Source organism: Lentzea flava (genome assembly GCF_014648475.1).
Classification (GTDB): Bacteria; Actinomycetota; Actinomycetes; order Mycobacteriales; family Pseudonocardiaceae; genus Lentzea; species Lentzea flava.
The window spans coordinates 57,885-80,494 of sequence record NZ_BMRE01000011.1 but is presented as its reverse complement, the minus strand read 5'-3'; the positions used below and the strand labels follow the sequence as shown (position 1 = coordinate 80,494).

General features: G+C 68.4%; 26 protein-coding genes. 18 read left to right on the top strand and 8 right to left on the bottom strand.

The features are described from left to right. Positions 1 to 9: 9 nt before the first annotated feature. The 3 genes from IEZ09_RS15740 to IEZ09_RS15730 all read right to left on the bottom strand — a co-directional run bounded on the left by IEZ09_RS15740 (position 10) and on the right by IEZ09_RS15730 (position 2,197). On the bottom strand, positions 10 to 798 hold the full coding sequence (locus tag IEZ09_RS15740; RefSeq protein ID WP_189254431.1) for a hypothetical protein: 789 nt from the start codon (positions 796 to 798) through the stop codon (positions 10 to 12). Continuing rightward, the gene (locus tag IEZ09_RS15735) at positions 782 to 1,633 is read right to left on the bottom strand and encodes a MerR family transcriptional regulator (protein ID WP_229812589.1); all 852 of its coding nucleotides are present in this window, start codon (positions 1,631 to 1,633) and stop codon (positions 782 to 784) included. Before IEZ09_RS15735 ends, IEZ09_RS15740 begins: the two co-directional genes overlap by 17 nt. Positions 1,634 to 1,696: 63 nt before the next feature. Next, positions 1,697 to 2,197 carry an amino-acid N-acetyltransferase gene (locus IEZ09_RS15730; protein ID WP_189254430.1) on the bottom strand — a complete coding sequence of 167 codons (501 nt, stop codon included), beginning with the start codon at positions 2,195 to 2,197 and terminating at the stop codon, positions 1,697 to 1,699. A 209-nt stretch (positions 2,198 to 2,406) separates the two neighbouring features. On the opposite strand from IEZ09_RS15730, the gene IEZ09_RS15725 reads away from it, so the two are divergent. The 10 genes from IEZ09_RS15725 to IEZ09_RS15685 all read left to right on the top strand — a co-directional run bounded on the left by IEZ09_RS15725 (position 2,407) and on the right by IEZ09_RS15685 (position 10,694). Beyond that, positions 2,407 to 3,630: an AAA family ATPase gene (locus tag IEZ09_RS15725; protein ID WP_229812609.1), complete on the top strand. Its 1,224-nt coding sequence runs from the start codon at positions 2,407 to 2,409 to the stop codon at positions 3,628 to 3,630. Further along, positions 3,617 to 4,171 (top strand): RloB family protein, encoded by a 555-nt coding sequence (locus tag IEZ09_RS15720; RefSeq protein WP_189254428.1) that lies wholly within the window; start codon positions 3,617 to 3,619, stop codon positions 4,169 to 4,171. Before IEZ09_RS15725 ends, IEZ09_RS15720 begins: the two co-directional genes overlap by 14 nt. A 39-nt stretch (positions 4,172 to 4,210) precedes the next feature. Beyond that, a complete protein-coding gene (gene rimO, locus IEZ09_RS15715; RefSeq protein WP_189254427.1) occupies positions 4,211 to 5,635 on the top strand; it encodes a 30S ribosomal protein S12 methylthiotransferase RimO in 1,425 nt (474 codons plus the stop codon). Next, complete coding sequence (gene pgsA, locus IEZ09_RS15710; protein ID WP_189254426.1) at positions 5,632 to 6,210, top strand: CDP-diacylglycerol--glycerol-3-phosphate 3-phosphatidyltransferase; 579 nt, start codon at positions 5,632 to 5,634, stop codon at positions 6,208 to 6,210. The genes rimO and pgsA overlap by 4 nt, the downstream gene beginning before the upstream one ends. Next, positions 6,207 to 6,686 carry a CinA family protein gene (locus tag IEZ09_RS15705; RefSeq protein ID WP_189254425.1) on the top strand — a complete coding sequence of 160 codons (480 nt, stop codon included), beginning with the start codon at positions 6,207 to 6,209 and terminating at the stop codon, positions 6,684 to 6,686. Before pgsA ends, IEZ09_RS15705 begins: the two co-directional genes overlap by 4 nt. Before the next feature lie 102 nt (positions 6,687 to 6,788). Further along, positions 6,789 to 7,211, top strand: coding sequence for a helix-turn-helix domain-containing protein (locus IEZ09_RS15700; RefSeq protein WP_189254424.1), 423 nt, complete (start codon positions 6,789 to 6,791; stop codon positions 7,209 to 7,211). Between the two features lie 358 nt (positions 7,212 to 7,569). Further along, positions 7,570 to 8,421 (top strand): PspA/IM30 family protein, encoded by an 852-nt coding sequence (locus tag IEZ09_RS15695; RefSeq protein WP_189254423.1) that lies wholly within the window; start codon positions 7,570 to 7,572, stop codon positions 8,419 to 8,421. A gap of 31 nt (positions 8,422 to 8,452) precedes the next feature. Further along, positions 8,453 to 9,274, top strand: coding sequence for a phage shock envelope stress response protein PspM (pspM, locus tag IEZ09_RS15690; protein ID WP_189254422.1), 822 nt, complete (start codon positions 8,453 to 8,455; stop codon positions 9,272 to 9,274). A gap of 236 nt (positions 9,275 to 9,510) precedes the next feature. Continuing rightward, positions 9,511 to 9,780 carry a solute carrier family 23 protein gene (locus IEZ09_RS47455; RefSeq protein WP_253730380.1) on the top strand — a complete coding sequence of 90 codons (270 nt, stop codon included), beginning with the start codon at positions 9,511 to 9,513 and terminating at the stop codon, positions 9,778 to 9,780. Continuing rightward, positions 9,777 to 10,694, top strand: a complete 918-nt coding sequence (locus IEZ09_RS15685) for a solute carrier family 23 protein (RefSeq protein ID WP_253730381.1) — start codon at positions 9,777 to 9,779, stop codon at positions 10,692 to 10,694. Before IEZ09_RS47455 ends, IEZ09_RS15685 begins: the two co-directional genes overlap by 4 nt. On the opposite strand, the gene IEZ09_RS15680 is transcribed toward IEZ09_RS15685, so the two are convergent. From IEZ09_RS15680 to IEZ09_RS15665, 4 genes are all read right to left on the bottom strand, one after another. Further along, positions 10,695 to 11,672: a quinone-dependent dihydroorotate dehydrogenase gene (locus IEZ09_RS15680; RefSeq protein ID WP_189254421.1), complete on the bottom strand. Its 978-nt coding sequence runs from the start codon at positions 11,670 to 11,672 to the stop codon at positions 10,695 to 10,697. It lies immediately after the preceding gene. Positions 11,673 to 11,757: 85 nt separating this feature from the next. Continuing rightward, positions 11,758 to 13,008 carry a cytochrome P450 family protein gene (locus IEZ09_RS15675; RefSeq protein WP_229812588.1) on the bottom strand — a complete coding sequence of 417 codons (1,251 nt, stop codon included), beginning with the start codon at positions 13,006 to 13,008 and terminating at the stop codon, positions 11,758 to 11,760. A gap of 20 nt (positions 13,009 to 13,028) precedes the next feature. Next, a complete protein-coding gene (locus IEZ09_RS15670) occupies positions 13,029 to 13,790 on the bottom strand; it encodes an Fpg/Nei family DNA glycosylase (RefSeq protein ID WP_189254420.1) in 762 nt (253 codons plus the stop codon). Beyond that, positions 13,783 to 14,628, bottom strand: coding sequence for a ParA family protein (locus tag IEZ09_RS15665; protein ID WP_189254419.1), 846 nt, complete (start codon positions 14,626 to 14,628; stop codon positions 13,783 to 13,785). Before IEZ09_RS15665 ends, IEZ09_RS15670 begins: the two co-directional genes overlap by 8 nt. Before the next feature lie 33 nt (positions 14,629 to 14,661). On the opposite strand from IEZ09_RS15665, the gene IEZ09_RS15660 reads away from it, so the two are divergent. The 6 genes from IEZ09_RS15660 (at position 14,662) to IEZ09_RS15635 (ending at position 18,873) form a co-directional block, all read left to right on the top strand. After that, entirely contained in the window at positions 14,662 to 15,381 is a 720-nt protein-coding gene (locus IEZ09_RS15660; RefSeq protein WP_189254418.1) for a class I SAM-dependent methyltransferase, read from the top strand. Positions 15,382 to 15,480: 99 nt separating this feature from the next. Then, complete coding sequence (locus IEZ09_RS15655) at positions 15,481 to 16,050, top strand: sigma-70 family RNA polymerase sigma factor (RefSeq protein WP_189254417.1); 570 nt, start codon at positions 15,481 to 15,483, stop codon at positions 16,048 to 16,050. After that, positions 16,047 to 16,763 (top strand): class I SAM-dependent methyltransferase, encoded by a 717-nt coding sequence (locus tag IEZ09_RS15650; protein WP_229812587.1) that lies wholly within the window; start codon positions 16,047 to 16,049, stop codon positions 16,761 to 16,763. The genes IEZ09_RS15655 and IEZ09_RS15650 overlap by 4 nt, the downstream gene beginning before the upstream one ends. Before the next feature lie 85 nt (positions 16,764 to 16,848). Further along, on the top strand, positions 16,849 to 17,415 hold the full coding sequence (locus IEZ09_RS15645) for a sigma-70 family RNA polymerase sigma factor (RefSeq protein WP_189254416.1): 567 nt from the start codon (positions 16,849 to 16,851) through the stop codon (positions 17,413 to 17,415). Between the two features lie 52 nt (positions 17,416 to 17,467). Continuing rightward, positions 17,468 to 18,145: an RNA polymerase sigma factor gene (locus IEZ09_RS15640; RefSeq protein WP_189254415.1), complete on the top strand. Its 678-nt coding sequence runs from the start codon at positions 17,468 to 17,470 to the stop codon at positions 18,143 to 18,145. Positions 18,146 to 18,360: 215 nt separating this feature from the next. Next, positions 18,361 to 18,873: a sigma-70 family RNA polymerase sigma factor gene (locus IEZ09_RS15635; protein ID WP_229812608.1), complete on the top strand. Its 513-nt coding sequence runs from the start codon at positions 18,361 to 18,363 to the stop codon at positions 18,871 to 18,873. Here IEZ09_RS15635 and IEZ09_RS15630 read toward each other — a convergent pair. Beyond that, on the bottom strand, positions 18,854 to 20,164 hold the full coding sequence (locus IEZ09_RS15630; protein ID WP_189254414.1) for a type I glutamate--ammonia ligase: 1,311 nt from the start codon (positions 20,162 to 20,164) through the stop codon (positions 18,854 to 18,856). The genes IEZ09_RS15635 and IEZ09_RS15630 overlap by 20 nt on opposite strands. Positions 20,165 to 20,176: 12 nt before the next feature. On the opposite strand from IEZ09_RS15630, the gene IEZ09_RS15625 reads away from it, so the two are divergent. Beyond that, a complete protein-coding gene (locus tag IEZ09_RS15625; RefSeq protein ID WP_189254413.1) occupies positions 20,177 to 21,283 on the top strand; it encodes an amidohydrolase family protein in 1,107 nt (368 codons plus the stop codon). 35 nt (positions 21,284 to 21,318) lie between these two features. Beyond that, a complete protein-coding gene (locus tag IEZ09_RS15620) occupies positions 21,319 to 22,593 on the top strand; it encodes a DNA polymerase IV (protein ID WP_189254412.1) in 1,275 nt (424 codons plus the stop codon). Positions 22,594 to 22,610 lie beyond the last annotated feature (17 nt).

Here is a 22,610-nt window from a genome sequence, read left to right as displayed (position 1 = left end):
GAGAACTGGTCAGGTAACCGAACCGCTGTCGTCATGGTTCCCCCAAGGCAAGGACACGCGCCCAACTGGTAGCGCGGGGCAGATCTCGCAGCCGGCGGCGGGCAGCACGCTCTCACGGGTCGTCGTGAACTCGTCGAGGTGGACGGTCACGACCGCGTCGAGCAGCGCCAGCGAACCGTTGCGGATGTTCTGAACCGCTTGCAGCGCAAGAGAAATCGGGAAGTCGAACGTCATCGCCGCCGGATGCGGGGGAGGCGGCGGATCCCCCCACCGCCGCCCCGCCCGCACCGCGAGGCACGCCAGGCACGCGCCGGCACCGGGCACCACGAAGGGCCCGATCGCGGCGGTGTGGTGGTACGCGAGGTCCAGCAACAGGTGCGGAACCTTCGTCTCGCGGGCCACCTCGACCAGGTCGACCAACGTGCCAGTCGTCCGCACAACGAGCAACAGGTCCGGATCCTCGTTGTGCGGCAACCGCTCCACCAGCCCGGCGGGTGCCTCACCGACGAACCGCGTGCCGACCCCCATCGGCCTGCGTTCGTCGGCGGGCAACCGCGCCGGGCGGAGAGCGCCCAGGGTCCTCAGCTGGGCCACGTGCCGGCGAACCGGTTCCCCCAACCGGCTTTCGTCGACCGTTCGAGCCACTCCCCTCAACACCGGCTCGAACAGTCCCGCCAGCGCCACGGCCACCGCCCTGGGCAGGTCTGGAATCAGGTACGCGAGATCCGCTCCCGCGTACACGACAAGTCCTTCGTCTCTTATCTGGGCGTGCCACGCGGGATCAGCGACCAGGCTCATCCTCGTCCCCCCTCGCCAGGAAACACTCGATCTCCTGCTCGCTCGGCAGATCCCCAGCCGGATCGACGATGTTCTCGGCGATCGGCGGCAGCGGCTGCTCCGCCCACGCGGGCTGGAACTCGTCGCTGGGCAGCAGCCCGTGCCGCGACGCGAACTCCTCCGCCGCGTCCCGGATCGACTCCCGCAGCGTCCCCACCACCGCGGTCTCCGCCGTGTAGGTCAGCTCGACGAGCAACGCCCGCACGTTCTCGAGCTGGTTCTCGTCACCGGCCTTGCGCGCGAGCTCCGGCCAGAACTGCTGCTCGAACAACCGCACGAAGTCCGCCGCGATCGCGTCGGTCGCCGTGCGCAGGCGCGTGAAGCTGTCCATGACGTCATCGCTGGGCACCCTGAGGCCGGCGAGCCTTCCGCCCGCTTCGAGTGCCCAGCGACGCGCGTGCGGCCAGCCGTACTTCCACCGCACCAAGCCCAACCGCATAGCCCGGAGGAGGAGTCGCGGTTGGACGTCTCCCATCGGAATCAGGTGCTTGATGTCGCGCACCTTGATCCGGACCCAGTCGTCGGGCCCCTCGGTCTCGCCCATGCCGAGCACCGCGGCGACCGACTCGCCTTTTTCTCTCGCTTGGATCAGCTCCGCGATGGCGGGCAGTGAGAACCCCCGCTGCTGCAACCGCTGGACCAGCGTCAACCGCTCGACGTGCGAGGCGTCGTAGTACGCCACGCGCCCCTGCCTTCTCGGCGCGTGCAGCACACCCTTCGTCTGGTACATGCGAATGGTGCTGCTGGGCAGGCCGATCCGGGAAGCGAGCTCGTCGATGGTCAGCGATTCGGGCACACCGCAGATCTTGGTGTGCCCACGTTCGTCGAGTCAAGACTCTTCGAGTAATTACTCGAAGAGTTACAACTCCAGGAGCATCCGGCTGTTGCCGAGCGTGTTCGGCTTCACGTAGCTGAGGTCGAGGAACTCGGCGACACCCTCGTCGACCGACCGCATGATCTCCTCATAGACCTCGGGGCTCACCGGCGTGCCCTCGATCTCCACGAACCCGTGCTTGGCGAAGAACTTGGTCTCGAACGTCAGCACGAAGATCCGCGCGAGCTGCAGCTCCTTGGCCGTCGCGATGAGCTGCGCCACGATCCGGTGACCCACACCGCGGCCGAGAGCCATCGGGGAGACCGCGACACTGCGGATCTCGGCCAGGTCCTCCCACATCACGTGCAGGGCGCCGCAGCCGAGCAGCTCGCCGTCCTCCTCGGCCACCCAGAACTCCTGGACGGCCTCGTACAGCGTGACCAGGGGTTTGGCCAGCAGGACCTTGCCCGCGTACCCGTCGATCAACGCCTTCATGGCGCGCACATCGCTGGTGCGGGCGCGCCGCACGACTACCCCACTGGTCACGAGGAACAAGTATGAGCTGGCCGCCTGCACCTGTCGTGAGCAGTGGTACGGATCGTGAAGCCCCTCGTTACAGGCAGCTTCAGGGCGTTTTCTGCGGTTTACCCGCACAATAGAGGCTGTAGTCTGCTTCTGGAGGTGGATGATCAGTGCTTCGAAGTTTCCGGCTGGCGAACCACCGCTCGTTTCGTGACGAGCGTGAGTTGCTGCTCATGCCTGCCTACTCGAAGGATCGCGACGTTTTGCCGGTCGCTGCGATCTACGGTGCGAACGCCTCGGGGAAGTCGAACCTTCTGGACGGCCTGTGGTTCATGGTCCAGGCCGTACGCGACTCGTTCGCTGTATGGGCACCGGACGATGGCGTGCCCAGACAGCCGTTCAAGCTCGACGAGTCACCTGACAGGTCATCTGTGTACGTGGTCGAGCTGATCGAAGCCGGTGTCCGGTACACGTACGGCTTCGAGGTAGACGATCACCGCGTTCTGGAGGAGTGGCTGTACAGCTACCCGGAGAAGCGCAAGCGCGTCCTCTTCGAACGTGTCGGCGGCCAGGTCAAGTTCGGTACCACGGTCGGCGAAGGAGCGGCCAAGGGCGATGTGCTCGCCGGGCTCCTCCGGCCGAACGCCCTGTTCCTGAGTCTTGCCGCACAATCAGGCATCGAGGCTGTGCTTCCGGTTCAACGGTGGTTCGCCGGCAAGCTGGTGTTCCACCGCCAGGCGGACGCAAGGTTCGACCACGAGCTGATCACGCACTTCCTCCGCAGCGCCAACGACAGTCTGACCAGGCAGATCGTGGACCTGCTGAGAGTCGCTGACCTCGGCATCACCGGCGTTCTGCACGCGGAAAACCGGCCAGTTGACGAAGCTGAGATGTCGGTCATCGAGCGCGTGATGGACCCGGACCTGCCGCGCGGCCGGGCCAGTCAACTACTACGGGACACGATCGAGAGACGACGGCGAATCCAGCTCACACACGGACCGCGGCACGAGCCGTTCGACATCGCCGAGGAGTCGGCAGGCACGCTCTCCTGGCTGATGATGTTGCCCACGACGTTGTCAATGCTCCACAACGGGGGCACGTTGGTCGTCGACGAGATCGATGCGAGCCTGCACCCTCGTCTCACGGCGGCGCTTGTCGGGCTGTTCCGCAGCACTGAAGCGAACACAGGCGGCGCGCAGCTCGTGTTCACCACACACGATGCGAGTCTGCTCAGTCCCGTCCTTGGTGACGAAGTGCTCGCTCGTGAGGACGTCTGGTTCGTCGACAAGAACTCCGAGGGTGCGTCTGATCTGTACCCGTTGACCGATTTCAAGCCGCGCAAGGAAGGCGAGAACCTGGAGCGTCGCTATCTCGGTGGTAGCTACGGCGCCGTCCCTGACGTCGAGGCTGAGACGTTCGTGTCCGCAGTCCTACGAGGTGTCGATGGCGCGGCGTGAGAACTCGCCACGTCGTCGTCGGACGCCGTCGCGGACCTCAGCCAGCCGCGTGCTCGCGGTGTGCTGCGGGCAGACCGAGCAGGCGTATCTGGACGGGTTGAAGCGCCTCTCCAAGCCGGTGACCTTGAGATCGATCGTCAAAGTCGGTTCACCTGCGCAACTGGTGAGGCACGCGGTGAAGCTGCGGGAGAAGGACCGGGACGGGTTCGACGAGTACTGGTGTGTCGTCGATGTCGACGACTTCGACATCGACGAGGCCGTTGCCGAGGCCGAGTCGACCGGCATCTCGTTGGCTGTGTCGAACCCGTGCTTCGAGGTGTGGCTGATCCTTCACTTCGCAGACTGCACTGCGGGGATCTCCGGCCCGAAGGCCGCCGTGGAGAGGCTGCGCAAGTATCTGCCCAAATACGCGAAGGGCGCGCTTGACTTCACGGTGCTCGCCGAACGCGTCGACAGGGCGGTCGAGCGGGCCAAGGCGCTGGGCGCGGGCAACCCGTCGAGTGACATGTGGCGGCTGGTCGAGGTCGTTCGCAAGCACTGAGTTCAAGGTCCGAGACCTGGGCCGGTTACGCTGAGCACCGTGTCTTCTCCCACCACTCCGCGACGCGTGTCGCTGCTGACCCTGGGCTGCGCCCGCAACGAGGTCGACTCCGAGGAACTCGCCGGGCGCCTCGGCGAAGGCGGCTGGGAGCTGGTGGACGAGGGCGCCGAAGCCGATGTCGTCGTCGTCAACACGTGCGGCTTCGTCGAGCAGGCCAAGAAGGACTCGGTCGACACGCTGCTCGCGGCGTCCGACACCGGCGCCAAGGTCGTCGCGGTCGGCTGCATGGCCGAGCGGTACGGCAAGGAGCTCGCGGACAGCCTGCCGGAGGCGGCAGCGGTCCTGGGCTTCGACCAGTACAACGACCTGGCCGAGCGCCTCAACGACGTGCTGCACGGCAAGCGGATCGAGTCGCACGTGCCGGTCGACCGCCGCACGCTGCTGCCCATCACGCCGGTCAAGCGCCAGGAGGCCGCCGCCGACGTCCAGGTGCCCGGCCACGGCTGGGGCCCCACCAAGGTGCAGCGCAAGCGCCTCGACGACGCTCCCGTGGCCCCGCTGAAGATCGCGTCCGGTTGCGACCGGCGGTGCTCGTTCTGCGCCATCCCGAGCTTCCGCGGCGCGTTCGTGTCGCGGCACCCCGACGAGATCGTCTCCGAGGCCATGTGGCTCGCCGAGAACGGCGTCAAGGAGCTGTTCCTCGTCAGCGAGAACTCGACCAGCTACGGCAAGGACCTGCCGCGCGAGCAGGGTGCGCTGGAGCAGCTGCTGCCGCGCCTCGCGAGCATCCCCGGCGTCGAGCGGGTGCGGGTGAGCTACCTGCAGCCCGCCGAGACCAAGCCGAGCCTCGTCGCGGCCATCGCGAAGACCGAGAAGGTCGCGAACTACTTCGACATGTCGTTCCAGCACTCCAGCGAGAACGTGCTGCGGCGCATGCGCCGGTTCGGCGACACCGACAGCTTCCTCAAGCTCGTGTGGCAGATCCGTGAGCACGCCCCCGAGGCGGGCATCCGCAGCAACTTCATCGTGGGCTTCCCCGGCGAGACCGAGGAGGACCTGGCCGAGCTGGAGCGGTTCCTGACCGAGGCGCGGCTCGACGCGGTCGGCATCTTCGGGTACTCCGACGAGGACGGCACCGAGGCCGAGAACCTCGACGGCAAGCTCGACGCCGACACCATCGCGGAGCGGGTCCAGCGGATCGGCAACCTCGTCGAGGAGCTCACCAGCCAGCGCGCGGAGGACCGGGTCGGCTCCGAGGTCGTCGTGCTGATCGAGCACGAGGCTGACGACGCTGCCGAGGAGGACTGCGTCGGCCGGGCCGAGCACCAGGCGCCCGAGGTCGACGGCGAGTGCATCGTGCTCGAGGGCGAGGACCTCAAGCGCGGTGACCTCGTGCGGTGCCGCGTGGTCGACTCCGAGGGCGTCGACCTGGTCGTCGAGCCGATCGAGGTGCTGGCGACATGACGGAGGCCAGGAAGGTCCCGCTGCTCAACGTCGCCAACGTCCTCACGATGGCGCGGATGGCACTGGTCCCGGTCTTCCTGCTCTCACTGTTCGCGGCGGGCGGTTTCGACACGACGTGGCGGCTCATCGCGTTCGGGATCTTCGCCGTCGCGAGCTTCACCGACCACATCGACGGCACGCTCGCCCGCAAGCACGGGCTGATCACCGACTTCGGCAAGATCGCCGACCCGATCGCGGACAAGGCGCTGACCGGGTCCGCGCTGGTGGGCCTGAGCATCCTCGACGTGCTGCCGTGGTGGATCACGATCGTCATCGCCGTGCGCGAGGTGGGCGTGACGCTGCTGCGGTTCTGGGTGATCCGCTACGGCGTCATCCCGGCCAGCCGCGGCGGCAAGGCGAAGACGCTGTTGCAGGTCATCGCGATCGGGTTGTTCCTGCTGCCGCAGAACGACGTCATCGCGGTCATCGCCTGGGTGATCATGGCCGCGGCGCTGATCCTCACCGTTGTGACGGGAATCGATTACGTCATCCGTGCGTTTAAGTTGAAGGCCCGCGCGGGTAGGGCGGTGGCGTGACGAACGTCGTCGACCTGCTGAAGGCGCGTGGGCAGACCGTAGCCACTGCCGAGTCGCTGACCGCGGGTCTGCTGTGCGCGACGATCGTCGACACACCGGGGGCGAGTGCCGTGGTCCGCGGTGGGTTGATCGTCTACGCCACCGAGCTCAAGCACGAGCTCGCGGGCGTGGATCAGCAGTTGCTCGACGAGCACGGTGCCGTGCACCCCGATGTTGCGATCCAACTGGCGCAGGGAGCCCGGAACCGGTGCAAATCGGACTGGGGAATCGGGCTGACCGGCGTCGCCGGCCCTGATCCTCAGGACGGGGTCGCTCCAGGAACGGTCCACATCGGCTTGAGCGGCCCTGGAGTGTCCACAGTGCGGACCATCACGGTGAGTGGCGACCGGAAAGCGGTGCGTTTCACAGCCGTGGAAAAAGCGCTGGTCCTGCTGTCGGAATACCTGCTGATGACCGTGGACGGGAACAAACGATGACTTCGCGTTCGTTCGCCCTTGGCGGACGTGTTCGGAAGTCACTGCCCGTTGTCGGTGTCGATCGGTAACGTAGGGACACGGCCGGCCGGAAGGAGGCGCGCGATGACCGTGCTGCTACGCGAGGCGATCGGTGATCGGCTTCGCCATGCCCGCACCAACCAACGCCGCACGCTGCGCGAGGTCTCTCGGACCGCCCGCGTGAGCCTGGGGTACCTGTCCGAGGTGGAGCGCGGCCGCAAAGAGGCGTCCAGCGAACTCCTCGCGGCCATCTGTGAAGCATTGGACCTGCCGCTGTCCGAGCTGCTGCACCACGTCGCCTCCGACATCGGCGCCGTCTCGCAGACGCCCGACACGGTGCCGGACACCGTTCCGGACGGCCGCTCGGAGCGCGGCAAGCTGGAAGGTGGCCGCGTGCTGCCGACCACGCTGTCGGACGACCTGTCCGACCTGCGCCTGCAGCCGATGCTCAGCCACCGGCTCACGAGCTCGATCGGCGAGCCCCCGAAGGCAGTCGTCGCAGCCTGACACCCATGTCGTTCCCGACCCCGTTCGCCTGGCGGCGAACGGGGTCGCTGGCATTCGGGTGATCTGACGTCCGCTGTGGCCCCCGACACGTCACGCGCTGCAACAAGAACGGGCCTTCGCACGTTGATCTGACAACGACGGCAGCGTGCTGAACGGCAGGCAACGGCTTGGCCACAGCACGCTGGGTCACCGCGTCTCGGGGCGCGGGTGCGGGCAGGATTGGCGCCGGCGGGTGTGTCAATCCAAAGTCCCGGGGTGGATCGGGGTCATCCCGGATATCTCCCCAGGTTGGTGGAACCGCCGACGCACAATTGAGACGATGGATCCAACACCGGCACCGAGAAGGCAGGCGTAGGAGATGGCCAGTCCGTTCGTGAAGTTCTGGAAGTACCTGATGGCATCGTTCTCGTCCAAGATCGACGAGCACGCTGACCCGAAGGTGCAGATCCAGCAGGCCATCGAGGAGGCGCAGCGTCAGCACCAGGCGCTTTCTCAGCAGGCGGCGGCCGTGATCGGAAACCAGCGGCAGCTGGAGATGAAGCTGAACCGGCAGCTCGGCGAAGTCGAGAAGCTGCAGTCCTCCGCACGTCAGGCGCTCGTGCTCGCCGACGAGGCGCGCGCGAAGGGTGACGAGCAGAAGGCGCAGCAGTTCGAGAACGCCGCCCAGGGCTTCGCCACCCAGCTCGTCACCGCCGAGCAGGGCATCGAGGATCTGAAGACGCTGCACGACCAGTCGCTGCAGGCCGCCGCACAGGCCAAGCAGGCTGTCGAACGCAACTCGATGATGTTGCAGCAGAAGCTCGCCGAGCGCACGAAGCTCCTCAGCCAGCTGGAGCAGGCGAAGATGCAGGAGCAGGTCTCCGCCTCGCTGACCCAGATGAGCGAGCTCGCCGCGCCGGGCAACGTGCCGTCGCTGGAAGAGGTCCGCGACAAGATCGAGAAGCGCTACGCCACCGCGATCGGGTCGGCCGAGCTCGCCCAGAACTCGGTGCAGGGCCGCATGCTCGAGGTTCAGGCCTCGACCACGCAGCTCGCCGGCGCCTCGCGTCTCGAGCAGATCCGCGCGTCCATGCACGGTGGCCAGAGCAGCACGCCGCCGCAGGTCACCGCGGGCAACAGCGCCGCGGCGCAGATCCAGGCCGAGATCGCGCAGCGCGTCCAGCAGGAGCAGAAGACCACGCAGCAGCAGGTCCCGCCGGCTCAGAACTGAGACTCGGGGCAGGAGGAGTCAGCAGGTGATCATGGAGCCCTGGAGAAACCGTCCCAACAACGAGATCGTCCGCAAGGTCGTCAACGAGTTGGGTGCGTCGCTCCAGGGCCACCCGCTGGCCGAGCAGGCGCGGTACCGCCTGCAGAAGTGGAACGACCCCCGCGCGAAGCTCGAACGCAAGCGCAAGCGCACCAACGCCGTGCTGACGTTCTGGCTCGCGCTGATCACGATCTTCGGCACGCTGGCCGTCTTCGGTTTCACCGGTGTGCTCGGCACGTGGGCCACCGTCACCGGCACGATCGGCGCCGCCCTGCCCGGCCTGCTCGCGGTCCGCAGCGGGGTGAAGCTGCGGGAGCTCAAGTCCGCGAAGCAACGGCTGGAGCTGTCGCCCCCGCCCCCTCCGCGGCCGCCGCTGCCCGCGCACATCTCCGCCGCGCGCATTCCGATGGAGAAGCTCCACGAGGCCGAGGACGCGATGAACGAGCTGCTGCGCCAGCTCGACTCGCCGACGCTCACGTCGATGCCGACGGAATCCGTCCAGCACGCCCGGCAGACCGCGCAGGAGGCCTCCGCGGCCATCCGTGCGGTGTCGGCCCAGCTCCAGGCCGTGGAACGCGCCAGGAACACCGCACCGCCGCTGGAGCGCGCACCGCTCGTCGAAGGCGTGCGCGTGCTCAGGATCCAACTGGCGGACGGCGTGGACCGCTACTGTTCGCTGGTGGCGGCCGCAGGTCAGGCGCTGGCGGCGAGCACGGCGTTCCAGGATCCGCGTCAGGTGCTGGACGACGCCACCGACCACATGGCGGGTCTCGCGTCTGCGATGCGAGACGTGTCAGGCTATTCAGCGCACTAAATGTGACGCTTTGTAGTCGCGCGCGCCTATTCGACGGCCCCCACTGGAGATCCTTACGGCAATCGTGTGATTATCAGACCGTTATCTAGCCGTAGCCACTACATGGCGTGGCAGGATTCCGGGGCCGGGCAGCGGGAAGTCCGGCTGGGTTGCCGGGAGGCAGTGCGTTGGCGTTGTGGACCGTGCACGGGGACGGTCGGATCACCGACAGTGAAACCGTCGCACCGCAGGAGCGGGTGAGCTGGCCGCTCACCATCGGGTTCGGGGTGCAGCACCTGGTCGCGATGTTCGGCGCGACCGTGCTCGTCCCCACCGCCACCGGCCTCCCCGTCGCCACCACGCTGCTGTTCTCCGGCCTGGGCACGCTGCTGTTCCTGGTGATCACCAAGAACCGCGTCCCGAGCTACCTGGGCTCGTCCTTCGCCTTCGTGGCGCCTCTCGTGGCGCCCGTGAACAGGGCATCGCCGCCCAGCTCGGCGGTGTCGTCGCCGCCGGTCTGCTCGTGATCGTCGTCGGCATCGCGGTCAAGGCGCTCGGCGTGCGGCTGCTGGAGTCGGTCATGCCGCCGGTCGTCTCCGGCGCCGTCGTGATCATCATCGGCCTGAACCTCTCGCACCAGGCCACCTCGCACTTCGCCAGGCAGCCGTTGCTGGCCGCTCTGACGACCGTGGTGATCCTGCTGGCCGGCGTGCTGGGCCGCGGCCTGCTCAACCGGTTCGCGATCCTGCTGGGCTTCGTGGCGCTCTGGGTGGGCGGCCTGGCGTTCGGCGCGGTCCCGGCGGAGAAGTTCACGGCCCTGCGCGACGCCGCGTGGGTCGGCCTGCCGCAGGTGTACCAGCCGGAGCTGCGGCCGTCCGTCGTGCTGCTGATGCTGCCGGTCGTGATCGTCCTGGTGGCCGAGGTCGTGGGCCACGTGAAGGCCGTCGCGGCGCTGACCGGCCGCAACCTCGACGGCAGCGCGGGCGACGCGATCATCGCGAACGGCCTGTCGACAGCGTTGTCAGGTCTCGGCGGTGGCGTCGGCACGACGACGTACTCCGAGAACATCGGCGTCATGGCCGTGACGCGCGTGTACACCACGGCGGCGTTCGCGTTCGCCGGTGTGTTCGCCGCGGCGCTGGCGTTCTCCCCGAAGGCCATCGCGCTGTTCGGCACCATCCCGGCAGGTGTGCTGGGCGGCTGCACGTTGGTGCTCTACGGCCTGATCGTGCTCATCGGCGTGCGGATCTGGATGGACCGCGGCGTCGACCTGACCAGCCCGGTGAACGCCATGGTCGGCGGCGCCGCGCTGGTCGCCGGTGTCGGCGACCTGACCATCGAGATCGGCGACCTGTCGATGGGCGGCATGGTGTGGGGCTCGCTGCTCGTCGTGATCCTGCACCCGGTCATGCGCTGGCTTCGGGCCGCGCGCCGCACCTGATCACCGCAGCGCGCGGTTGATCTTCGAGACCAGCCCGGGCCCCTCGTAGATGAAGCCGGTGTAGATCTGCACCAGGCTCGCGCCGGCGTCGATCATGCGCTTGGCGTCGTCCGCGCTGGCGATGCCGCCGACCCCGATGACGGGCAGCTCGCTGTTCTTGGTGATGAACCGGACGACGTCGTTCGCGCGCTGGGTGAGCGGCTTGCCGCTGAGGCCGCCCGCCTCGGTCCTGAGGGGGCTCTTGAGGCCCTCACGGCTGAGGGTGGTGTTCGTGGCGATGAGGCCCTTGATGCCGTTGTCCAGGCACACCTGGATGACTTCTTCGATGGCGTCGTCGGTGAGGTCGGGCGCGATCTTGACCAGCATCGGCTTGTTCGTGGCCCTGGTGAGCGCCTGGACGAGCTCGGTGAGCGCGCCCTTGTCCTGCAGGCTGCGCAGCCCCGGCGTGTTCGGCGAGCTGACGTTGATGGCGTAGTAGTCGCCGTGGTTCTTCAGCGCTTCGAGCGAGTTGAGGTAGTCCCCGACGGCGTCCTCGACCGGCGTGATCTTGGACTTGCCGAGGCTGATGCCCAGCGGCGCCCGGAGGGTGGTCCGGTCGAGCCGGTCGGCCAGCGCCTGGGCTCCGGCGTTGTTGAAGCCCATCCGGTTGATGATCGCCTCGTCCTCGCGGAGCCGGAACAGGCGCGGCTTCGGGTTGCCCGGCTGCGCGTGCCAGGTGACGGTGCCGACCTCGACGAAGCCGAACCCGAGCGCGGCCCAGGCGGGCAGGGCGCGCCCGTCCTTGTCGAGGCCCGCCGCGAGCCCGACCGGGTTGGGGAACCGGACGCCGAAGACGGTGCGCGGGTTGTTCTGGTTGCGCGCGAACCTCGCCAGCGGGCTCAGCTTGGCCATCGCGTTGAGCGTGGTCTCGTGGACCCGCTCCGCGTCGCCGCCGTGCATTCCGAACAACGCCCTGCGAACCACCTGCTTGTAGACCACGCGCCCACCCTATAACGGCAGTTCAGGGCGGGCGCGCGGTCCCGGGGTCGTAGTTGCCGGCCTCACGGCCACGCCGTTGCGCGAGTCAGGACGGCTTGGGCACCTTGATCGTTGCCTGTTCGTCCAGCGGCATGGCCGGCTTGGTCCGGAACGTCACCGGCAGCGTCCGCAACCCGCGGCTGCCCAGCGACACCCGCCACCCCAGCGGCTGCGTCACGTCCAGCGTCAGCCCCGCGCAACGCGACAGCAGGGTCCGGAACGCCACCTCGCCCTCCAGCCGGGCCAGCGGTGCGCCCAGACAGAAGTGCACGCCGTGGCCGAACGCCAGGTGCTGGCGGTCCGCCCGTTCGATGTTGAGCTGGTCGGCTCGGGGGTAGCGCGCGCTGTCGTGCTCGGCGGAGGCCAGCGACAGCAGCACGACGTCGCCCGCCGGGATCTGCACGCCGCCGATCGTCACCGGCTGCGCGGCGAACCGGATCAGGTGCGAGGTCGGGCCGTCGAAGCGCAGGAACTCCTCGATGGCGCCGGGCAGCAGGGACGTCGAGCGTTGCAGCAGTTCCAGTTGTTCGGGGTGGCGCAGCAACGCCAGCGTGCCGTTGCCGACGAGGTCCACGGCGGTCGTGTAGCCGGCCACGAGCAGCAGGAACGCCAGGGAGGCGAGTTCGCGGTCGGTCAGCGCGGCCTCGCCGGTGGCGCGGGCCAGAGCGCCGATGAGGTCGTCGTCGCCGGACGTCCGCTTGTGCGCCACCAGGTCCTGCAGGTAGCCGGAGGCCTCCTCGCGCGCCGAGGCCGCGTCGCCGTCGGCCAGGCCGGTGACCACGTCCGCCCAGTAGCGGAAGTTCTCCTGGTCGACGGCGGGGACGCCGAGCAGTTCCATCAGCACGGTGATCGGCAGCGGTGCCGCGAAGTCTGCGATCAGGTCGCAGCGGCCCGCGTCGGCGAAGGTGTCGGCCAGGGAGACGGCCAGCGCCTCGATCCGGGGGCGCAGCGCGGCGATGCGGCGCGGGGTGAACTCGCTCGACACCGCGCGGCGCAGGCGGGTGTGGTCGGGTGCGTCGCTGTTCATCATGTGGTCCGACAGGTCGCCGAACCACCAGGAGGCGAAGTGCGGATGGCCGCGCAGGGGTTCGGCGAGCGCGGAGCCGTGCGAGGACAGCAGCGGGTTGTCCAGCGCCGCACGGACGTCGGGGTAGCGGGTCACGAGCCACATCGGCACGCCGGAGGTCTCGACCCGGTGCACGGGACCTGCTTCGCGCAGGCTCTTCAGCACCGAGTAGGGGTCGTCGGTGAAGCCGGGGCGCAGCGCATCCAGATTTACCGCCATGTCGGAGGACACGGCCGGGAGGGCGTCTCGGTTCAACCGGACTGGCATTTTGGGCAGAAGTAGACGAATCTCGTCTCGAACTCGCCCGATCGGACCCTTGTGCCGCAACGCAAACACGGTTTGCCGGTGCGCTCGAAAACGTAGTGCTGCACGCGCCGGTCGCCCGTGGTGATCTGTTCCGGTCGCCACTGGTTGGCCTGCAACAGCTTGCGCGACAACGCAACCGCGCGCGCCGGGTCAACGGCTGAAACCGGTGCCGTCGGCAGAACGCCCAGCAGGAAACACACTTCCGCGCGGTAGAGATTGCCGACTCCGGCCATCACGCGCTGGTCCAGCAATGCGAGGCCAATAGGTCGCGAAGGGTTTTCGGTCAACCGCCGAACGGCCTCAGCGGCGTCGAAATCCGGTGAGAGCAGATCCGGACCCAAATGCGAGATCAGCTCATCTTCGCGGGAGGTCGGCACGAACTCCATGTCGTGCAACGCGAATCCGATGGCCTGCCGGTCGTCGACCTCGAGCACCGCGCGGGCCTGGTGTGCGGGGCGGCGCCAGCGCTCGCCCGGCCGGTAGAGGTGCCACGCGCCGTCCATCCGGAAGTGGCTGCGCAGGCTGTTGCCGTCGGAGAACCTCGTGAACATGTGCTTGCCGTAGGTGCGGACGGCGACCACGTCGAGCCCGGCGAGGTCCAGTGTGGACAGTCGAGGGTGGCGCAGTTCGCCGCGCCGCAGCGTCTTCCCGGCCAGCGCCTCGTGCATCCGGTGGCCGGCCAGGAAGACGGTGTCGCCCTCAGGCATCCACCGCCTCTTGGATCTCGTCGTCGTCGAAGTCGTGGTGCACGGCCCTGCGTCTGCTCCGCGAGATGCGCTGGATGCGGGCGAGCAGCAGGTTGAACGCCAGCGCCACCTCACGCGCGCCCGGCGTGCCCCACTCGTGGATCGGCATGCACGCGCCCTGCGCCTGCTGGACGGCGAGCCGGTCCGGCAGCGCCACCGGCATCACCAGCGGGCCGAAGATGTCGCGCAGCTCGTCGATGCGGAACTGGTGCTCGTGCGACCGCGGCCGCACCCGGTTCACCACGACGCCCAGCGGCTGCAGGTCCGCGTTGTTCTGCTCGCGCTCGTTCTGCACCGCCTCGAACGCCCGCTGCACACCCGCCACCGCGAACATCGTCGGCTCGGTGACGAGCAGCGCGCGGTCGGCGGCGACCAGCGCCGAGCGGGTCAGCTGGCCCAGCGACGGCGGGCAGTCGAGCAGCACGAGCTGGTACGGGAACTCGTCGTACATGTCCCGCAACGTGCGCAACGCGTCTTTCAGCCGGTGCAGCCGCGACTCGTTCGGATCCGGGTGGTTGAGCAGCTCCGCATCCTCGGACCCGGACAACACGTCGATGCCGTCGCCCCACCTGCTCGGGCGGATCGCCTCCTCGAGGTTGTCCTCGGACGGGTCCTGCAGGACGTCGTAGATGCTCGCCTTGGACTCCTCTGGCTCCAGCGTCGACGTGGCGTTGCACTGCGGATCAAGATCGATCACCAGGGTGCGGACGCCGCGACGGAGAGCGGCCGAGGCGAGGCCGAGCACCACCGTCGTCTTGCCGACGCCTCCCTTGAGGCTGAGCACGGACACCGTATGCACAGACCTACTCTAGGGTCTCCTACTCTTACTGCCATGCGACCGGACGCCGTACACAGGGTGCTCGACGCCGAATTGGCCGCCGCACGCACGCGCAGGGGTGGAGAACCCCCGCGCGTCCTCGACGTGGGCGGTGGCAGCGGCGTGTGGGCCGTGCCCCTCGCCGCGGCGGGCTGCGCGGTCACGGTCGTGGAGCCCTCGCCGAACGCGTTGGCCACGCTGCACACCCGTGCGCGCGAAGCCGGCGTGACGATCAACGCGGTCCAGGGCGACACCGACTCGCTCGGCGTTCCCGCTGGTGAGGCCGATCTGGTGCTCGCGCACGGCCTGCTGGAGGTCGTCGACGACGCGGCGTCCGCGCTGTCCTCGCTGGCCACCGCCGTCGCGCCGGGTGGAGCGGTGTCGGTGCTGGTCGCGAACAGGTTCGCGGCGATCCTGCACCGCGCGATCGCGGGACGTATCGTCGACGCCCGGAGGTTGCTGGACGACGACGCCGGCCAGCTCGCGGGCTCGCGTGACCCGCTGCAGCGCCGGTTCGACGTCCCAGGTCTCGAGAAGCTGGTTCTCGAGGCGGGGCTTTCTGTCGAGCTCCTGCAAGGTCACGGCATCGTGTCCGACCTCGTGCCCGGCGTCGTGCTGGACGCGAATCCGGGTGCCGCCGACGCGCTCGCCGAGCTGGAGCTGGCCGCTGCCACGCGGTCTCCGCTCAGAGACGTCGCCGCCCGCTTGCACGTGCTCGCCCGCCGTACCGCCTGAATCGTTTGCATTAGAGACTTTTATGGTCCTGATGAGTGGTCCCAAACGACTTCGCGGCGAAAAATAGTGGCTCCGCTGCCGACGTAGGGACCGACCGACATGGAGAGCTCCGACCTGCTGGCCTCACTGGTCAACGAGGCTGTTGCGGGTGACCGGCGTGCCGTCGAACGACTGCTGGCTTCTGTGCGACCGCTCGTGTCGCGGTACTGCCGTGCGCGCGTTGGGCGCACCGAGCGGGCGTACGCGTCGGCGGACGACGTGGCGCAGGAGGTCTGCCTGGCGGTGCTGACGGCGTTGCCCACCTACCGCGAGCAGGGCAGGCCGTTCCTCGCGTTCGTCTACGGCATCGCCGCGCACAAGGTGGCGGACGCGCACCGGGTGTCGGCGCGCAACCGGTCCGAGCCGGTCGCCGAGGTGCCGGACGGGCCGTCGCTCGCCATCGATCCGGAGGAGAACGCACTGCTCGGGTCGCTGTCGGTGCGGCTGGGCCAGCTGCTGGAGAGCCTGCCGGACAAGCAGCGCGAGATCCTGCTGTTGCGCGTGGTGGTGGGCCTGTCCGCGGAGGAGACCGCCGAGGCGGTCGGCTCGACACCGGGTGCCGTGCGGGTGTCCCAGCACCGGGCACTGGCGAAGCTGCGGACGTCGGTGGGGGTCGAGGAGCTGATTTGACCGGGGCGTTCTACGACGGGCTGGCCGGGACGTACGACCTGATGTTCCCGGATTGGGACGCGTCGATGGCCCGTCAGGCGTCGCAGCTCTCGGAGTTCGTTCCCGCCGGCGCGCGCGTTCTGGACTGTGCGTGCGGCATCGGCACACAGGCGATCGGTCTGGCCATGCGCGGCTACGACGTCGTTGGTGCCGACTTGAGTCCGGTCGCGGCTTCTCGGGCCGTTGTGGAGGCCTCCGCGCGTGGGGTCTCGTTGCCCGTAGTGGCCGCGGACATGCGGGCGCTGCCGTTCGCGGATGCCTCGTTCGACGTCGTGCTGGCCGCGGACAACGCCCTGCCGCACCTGTTGACCTCGGACGACGTGCTGGCGGCGCTGCGTGAGATGCGCCGCGTGCTGACGCCTGGTGGTCGGCTCATCATCTCGACGCGCGACTACGACGCGATTCGGCGCGAACGGCCGTTGTCGACGCCACCGTCCGTCGGACCTGGTCGAACGGTGTGGTTCCAGCTGTGGCACTGGGAAGGCGACCAGTACGAGCTGGAGATGTTCCAGCTGAACGAGGCCGAGCGGTGGCGCGTTGTCGTGAGGAAAGCACGATATTGGGCGATTACCCGTGACGAAATCACCGAATTGGCCGAGCGTGCGGGCTTCGGTTACGCGGAGTGGTTGCTCCACGCCTATTACCAACCGCTGATGATTGCAACGAACGGGTGACGTTTGAAGTTTCTCCCTACTTTCCGCATAAGGAGAGACGTGTCGCACGTCTCTCCTGCGGGATGTCGTAGAGGGGACACTTCGGATGGAGAGTTCGGCGTTATCCGCGGAACTGGTCGACCTGGCGGTGCACGGTGATCGCAGGTCCATTGACCAGCTGCTTCGCTACCTGCGCCCGCTGGTCGTGAAGTACTGCCGCGCGCGGGTGGGGCGTTCGGCGACAACCGCGGACGACGTCGCGCAGGACGTGTGTCTGGCCGTGCTGACGGCGCTGCCGAACTACCGGGAGCAGGGCAGGCCCTTCCTGGCGTTCGTCTACGGCATCGCGGCGCACAAGGTCGCGGACGCTCATCGCGCGCTGGCTCGTAACCGTGCGGAGCCGATGGCGGAGGTGCCCGACCAGGCTTCGCGGGGCGCCGGGCCCGAGGACTTCGCGCTCCAGGTCGAGTTGAACGGGACCATGGGCGAGCTGTTGCGCATGCTGCCGGAGAAGCAGCGGGAAATCCTCGTGCTGCGCGTGGTCGTGGGTCTTTCGGCCGAGGAGACGGCGGAGGCAGTGGGGTCGACGCCGGGCGCCGTTCGCGTCGCTCAGCACCGTGCGCTCGGACGGCTGCGCAAGGAAATAGCCGCCGCGAGTGTGCCGATCGGGTGAATCTCGTTTGGGCCGCGTGGGGTCTATGCAACCAAACGACATACCTAAGGGCATGAGGAGTTCTGACGCGGCGCAGGCGGCCGAACGGCTGCGCTTCGACGGGGTGCTGGTGCAGCACTTCCGAGAGTCAGGACTGACAGGGCCGCGCTGGGACCAGTTCCACCGCCAGCTTCTCGGGTACGGACTCACGATCGTTACAAAGCTCGTGCGGTCCGGGGCCATGTTCTCCCGCTGCGGCCGCCACGGCAGGCACCTGCAGCAGCAGGTCATTCCGCCGCAGGAAGCCGAGGAGCTGGCGAGCGACGCGGTGTTCGAGGGGTTCGTCTACTTCTGCGATCGCGGGTTGCTCGGCAAGCAGTGGTCCGCAGAGCACGGCCAGCCGTTGAACGAATACTTCGTCAACGCGTGCGTGCTCGCGTTCCCGAACGTCTACCGGCGGTGGCAGAGGCGGATGAACAGCTGGCGGGACGTGGACCTGCTGGACTCCTTCGCCTCACTCGAACAGGTCGTGGCCGAGGGGACGCCTGAGGACGCCGTCGTGGAGCAACAGGCCGCCAACGCGGCGTTCGAGGCCTTGAGCGAGGACAGCCGCAGGTTGCTGATCCTGCACGAGCAGGGCTACTCGCACGCGGAGATCGCGGAGCTCACGCGTCTCACCCCACGCGCTGTCGAAGGGCGGATCCGGCGCGCCCGGCTCATCGCACGTCAGCGCTCAGACGAGGATCGGTGATCTGCGTGGAGTTCACACCCGCTCTGCATCGGAGGGTTCCCGCCGGGGCTGTCGAACAGTCCTCCGTCGGGGGCCCGGTCGACGTCTCGAAGGGGACGCTCGACGCGCTGGTCGAGCGGACCGCGGGTGTTGGCGGGCAGGAGCCGGTCGATCCGCCCGCGCCCTCGTACTACTCCCGCAAGCCCGAGGCGGCCGACGACCACGTCGCGCGCGCTGTGGCCGGTGATCGTGCGGCCATCAACAGGTTGCTCGGCACCATCAGGCCGTTGGTCGTCCGGTACTGCCGTGCGCGCGTTGGATCGTTCGCGTCGGCGGACGACGTCGCGCAGGACGTGTGCCTCGCCGTGCTGACGTCGTTGCCGTCGTATCGCGATCAGGGGCGGCCGTTCCTGGCGTTCGTCTACGGGATCGCGGCGCACAAGGTCGCCGACTCGTACCGGAGCTTCGCCAGGAACCGCGCGGAGGCCGTGGCGGAGGTGCCGGAGTCGACGGACACCGACGCGGGCCCGGAGCAGCGGGCGATGCAGGGGGAGTTGTCCGAGCAGATGGCTGCTCTTCTGCGCGTGTTGCCCGAGAAGCAGCGCGAGATCGTTGTGCTGCGTGTGGTGGTGGGGTTGTCCGCGGAGGAGACGGCGGAGGCGGTGGGCTCCACGCCCGGTGCGGTGCGGGTGGCTCAGCACCGGGCGTTGACGCGGCTGCGCAGGGAGATCAGTGGCGCCAGCGAGTGACGTTGGCGATGCCCTGGGGGCTAGCGTCCTTGTACCGCTCCATCTCGCCGCGCCGCACGTCGGCGATCGTGCCCGCCAGCTCCTTGCCGAACGCTTCGGTGAGCACGGCGTCCTTCTCGAACTCCTCGACGGCTTCCCGCAGCGAGGTGGGCAGGCGCGCGATGTCATCGAGCAGCGCCGGGTCGACGTTGAGGCCCTCGGGGAGCGTGGCCTGAGTGGCGATGCCGTCCAGTCCGGCCGCGATGACGCCCGCGACGACGAGGTACGGGTTCGCGGTCAGGTCGAAGCACTTGATCTCGAGGTTGTCCCGGATCAGGCGCAGCGCCGTTTCGCGGTTTTCCTCGCCCCACGCCACGAACGGTGCTGACCACGTGTGCGGCACGAGCCTGAGGTAGCTCGCGAGAGAGGGACAGCCGATGGCGCACAACGCGCGGATGTGGTTGAGCACGCCCGCGGTGAACTGCTTGGCCTCGTCGTGGAAGCCCTCGAAGAGGTTCGTGCCGTCGCGCCAGAGGCTGAAGTGGAGGTGGCCGCCGTTGCCGACACCGCCGTTGACCACCTTCGGGGAGAACGACGGGCGTAGGCCGTGGCGGATCGTGACAGCGCGGATGGTTTCCTTCACGAGGACCGCGGTGTCCGCTGCTGCGACCGGGTCTTCCGGTGCGGTGGAGACCTCGAACTGGCCGGCGGCGTACTCCGGGTGGAACTGGAGGACCTCGACGTCCTGCTGGTCCAACGCGTTGAGGACGTCCACGCAGTAGTCGGACAGCTCCACCTGCCGTGCGTGTCCATAGGCGGCACCGCTCGTGGCGGGCACCCAGTCGTCGGTGCCGGGCTTGCCCACGCACCACTCGATCTCGAAGCCCGCCTTGGCGGCGAAGCCCCGGTCGGCGAGGTTCTGCTGGGCTTTGCGGGCCTGCAGGCGCTGGTCCATCGGGTACGGGACGCCGCTCTGGAAGTGGCGGTCGGCGGGCGCCCAGGCCCAGCCCGGCTGGCCGGCGAGCACCGTGAGGCGGTCGAGGTCGGGGTGCAGGCGCAGGTCGCCGACCGGGCCGCCGGCGAACCGGCCCTGGATGATCCAGTCGTCGAACAGGAACACGTCGAACACGGGTGACGCGCCCACGCCGTGGGCCGCCGCGTGGGCCAGCCTGCGCAGAGGCACGGACTTGGTGCGGGTGATGCCGCTGTTGTCCACCCAGGTGAGTGCGATGACGCGCACGTCCCTGGCGTTCAGCCCGTCGAAGAGTTCCGTCGCCCGGTCGAACCGCTGGTCCCGTTCCGCAGAGTCCACGATCCTAAGGTTATGGGCATCCTGCCGTTCGTCGCCGAACTCGGGCTGATAGATCACCACTGCCACGGCGTGTTGCGTCTCGACAGCACGCGTGAGGAGTTCGAGTCGCTGCTCCTGGAGGCGGACTCCGTTTCGCCGTTGGGCGGGTCCTTCTTCGACTCGGCGATCGGGTTCGCGGTGCGGCGCTGGTGTGCTCCGCTGCTCGACCTGCCTCGGCACGCGTCCGCGGAGGAGTACCTCGAACGGAGGAATTCGCTGCACATCACCGAGGTGTCGCGGACGTTCCTCATGGCGTCGGGGATCCACACGTTCCTCGTCGACGGCGGGTTCCAGCCTGATCGGTTGCTCGCGGCGGGGGAGCTGGCGTCGTTGGCCGGTGCGGTGTCGCACGACATCGTGCGGCTGGAGCAGCTGGCGGAGGAGCTGTCGACGGCTGCCACCGAGACCGAGTTCCTCTACCAGCTGCGTCAGCGGCTGCGGGCTCCGTCCGTGGTGGGAGCGAAGTCCGTTGCGGCGTACCGGATGGGGCTCGCCCTGAGCGGTGAGCGGCCGTCGGAGAGTGACGCGTTGCGGGCGATGAACGTGTGGCAGGCGTGGAATCCCGGGCCGTTGAAGGATCCCGTGGTGATCTCGTGGCTGGCGTGGGAGGCGTTGGACGCGGGGCTGCCGTTGCAGTTCCACGTGGGCTATGGCGATTCGGACATCGATCTGCACCGTTGCGATCCGTCGTTGTTGACGCCGTTCCTGCGCGCGACTTCGGGATTGGGCGTGCCGATCCTGTTGCTGCACAACTACCCGTTCCACCGGCAGGCCGGGTATCTCGCGCAAGTGTTCCCGCACGTGTTCTGCGATCTCGGGCTGGCGACGCACGGCCTGGGGCATCAGGCGTCGCGCGTGTTCGCCGAGGCGCTGGAGATCGTGCCGTACGGCAAGTTCCTGTTCTCGTCAGACGCGTTCGCTCTGCCCGAGTTGTACTACCTCGGCGCGTTGCTGTTCCGTCGCGCGTTGTCCGACTTCTTGGCCGATGGTCTGCACCGTGACGCGTTCCTGGAAGAGGACGCACACCGGATCGCGCGACTCATCGCGTCGGAGAACGCAGCGCGTGTGTACAAACTGTAGGATCCATTTCGAACTCACGTTCGAGAGGGGTGTTCATGGGTCGCAGTGCGAACCTGCCACGCGGCCTGCGCGATCGGTTCCGTGCTCGCGATGGCGTCTGGCCCGACGACACGGGCTGCCGGATGCTGCACGTCGACATGGACGCCTTCTACGCGTCGGTGGAGATCCGCGAACGCCCCGAGCTCGCTTCGGTGCCCGTGGTGGTCGGTGGTGTCGGTGGCCGTGGCGTCGTCTGCTCCGCCAACTACCTGGCTCGCGAGTACGGCGTGCGGTCCGCGATGCCGACCGCCCACGCTCGCCGGCTGGCGCCGCACGCCGTGTACCTGTCGCCGCAGTTCGACCTGTACCAGGAGGTCTCGCGCGGCGTCATGGCGATCTTCCGCGACATCACGCCGCTGGTGGAGCCGCTGTCGCTCGACGAGGCTTTCCTCGACGTCGGCGGGGCTCTTCGCCGGCTCGGGCTCACGCCGGGCGGTGTGGGGGAGCTGATCAGGTCCCGGGTGTTCGCCGATCACGGCGTCACCTGTTCGGTCGGTGTGGCGTCGACGAAGTTCCTCGCCAAGCTCGCGTCTGGCATGTGCAAGCCCGACGGCATGATGGTGGTGCCTTCTTCTTCCGCTCTGGAATTCCTGCATCCTCTGCCGGTTTCGGCTCTGTGGGGCGTCGGCGCGAAAACCGCTGCGCGCCTGGAAGAACTGGGCCTGGAGACCGTCGCGGACGTGGCCGCCACACCGCTGCCTCGCCTGCGTCGCATGATCGGGGTGGCGCTGGCCGAGCACCTCCACGCTCTGGCCGCCGGCGTCGACGAACGCGCGGTGGTGCCGGTGACGCGGGAGAAGTCGATCGGCGCCGAGGAAACCTTCGAGGTCGACCACTACGACCGCGCGTTGTTGCGCCGCGAGCTGCTCCGCCTCTCCGAACGCTCGGCGGGTTCCTTGCGCGCCAAGGGTTTGCACGGCCGAACGGTGTCCATCAAGGTCCGCTTCTCCGACTTCACGACGATCACCCGCTCGCGCACGCTGCCCGTGGCGACCGACGTGACCCAGGAGATCTACCGCACCGCGGCCGACCTCCTCGACACCCAGGTACCGCCCGGCGCGGTCCGCCTGATCGGCGTCCGAATAGAGGGACTTGACAACGCCGACTCCGCCCAGCAACTGATCTTCGACGCCCCAGAACGCGGCTGGCGCGAAGCCGAACAAGCCGCCGACCAGGCCCGTTCCCGCTTCGGCTCACTGGCGGTCCGCCCAGCCTCCCTCCTCGGCGACAGTCCGGAAAGGACAGCCGAGTTCGATCCCAAGCCCGAGTGATCGCGACTTGTCCACAA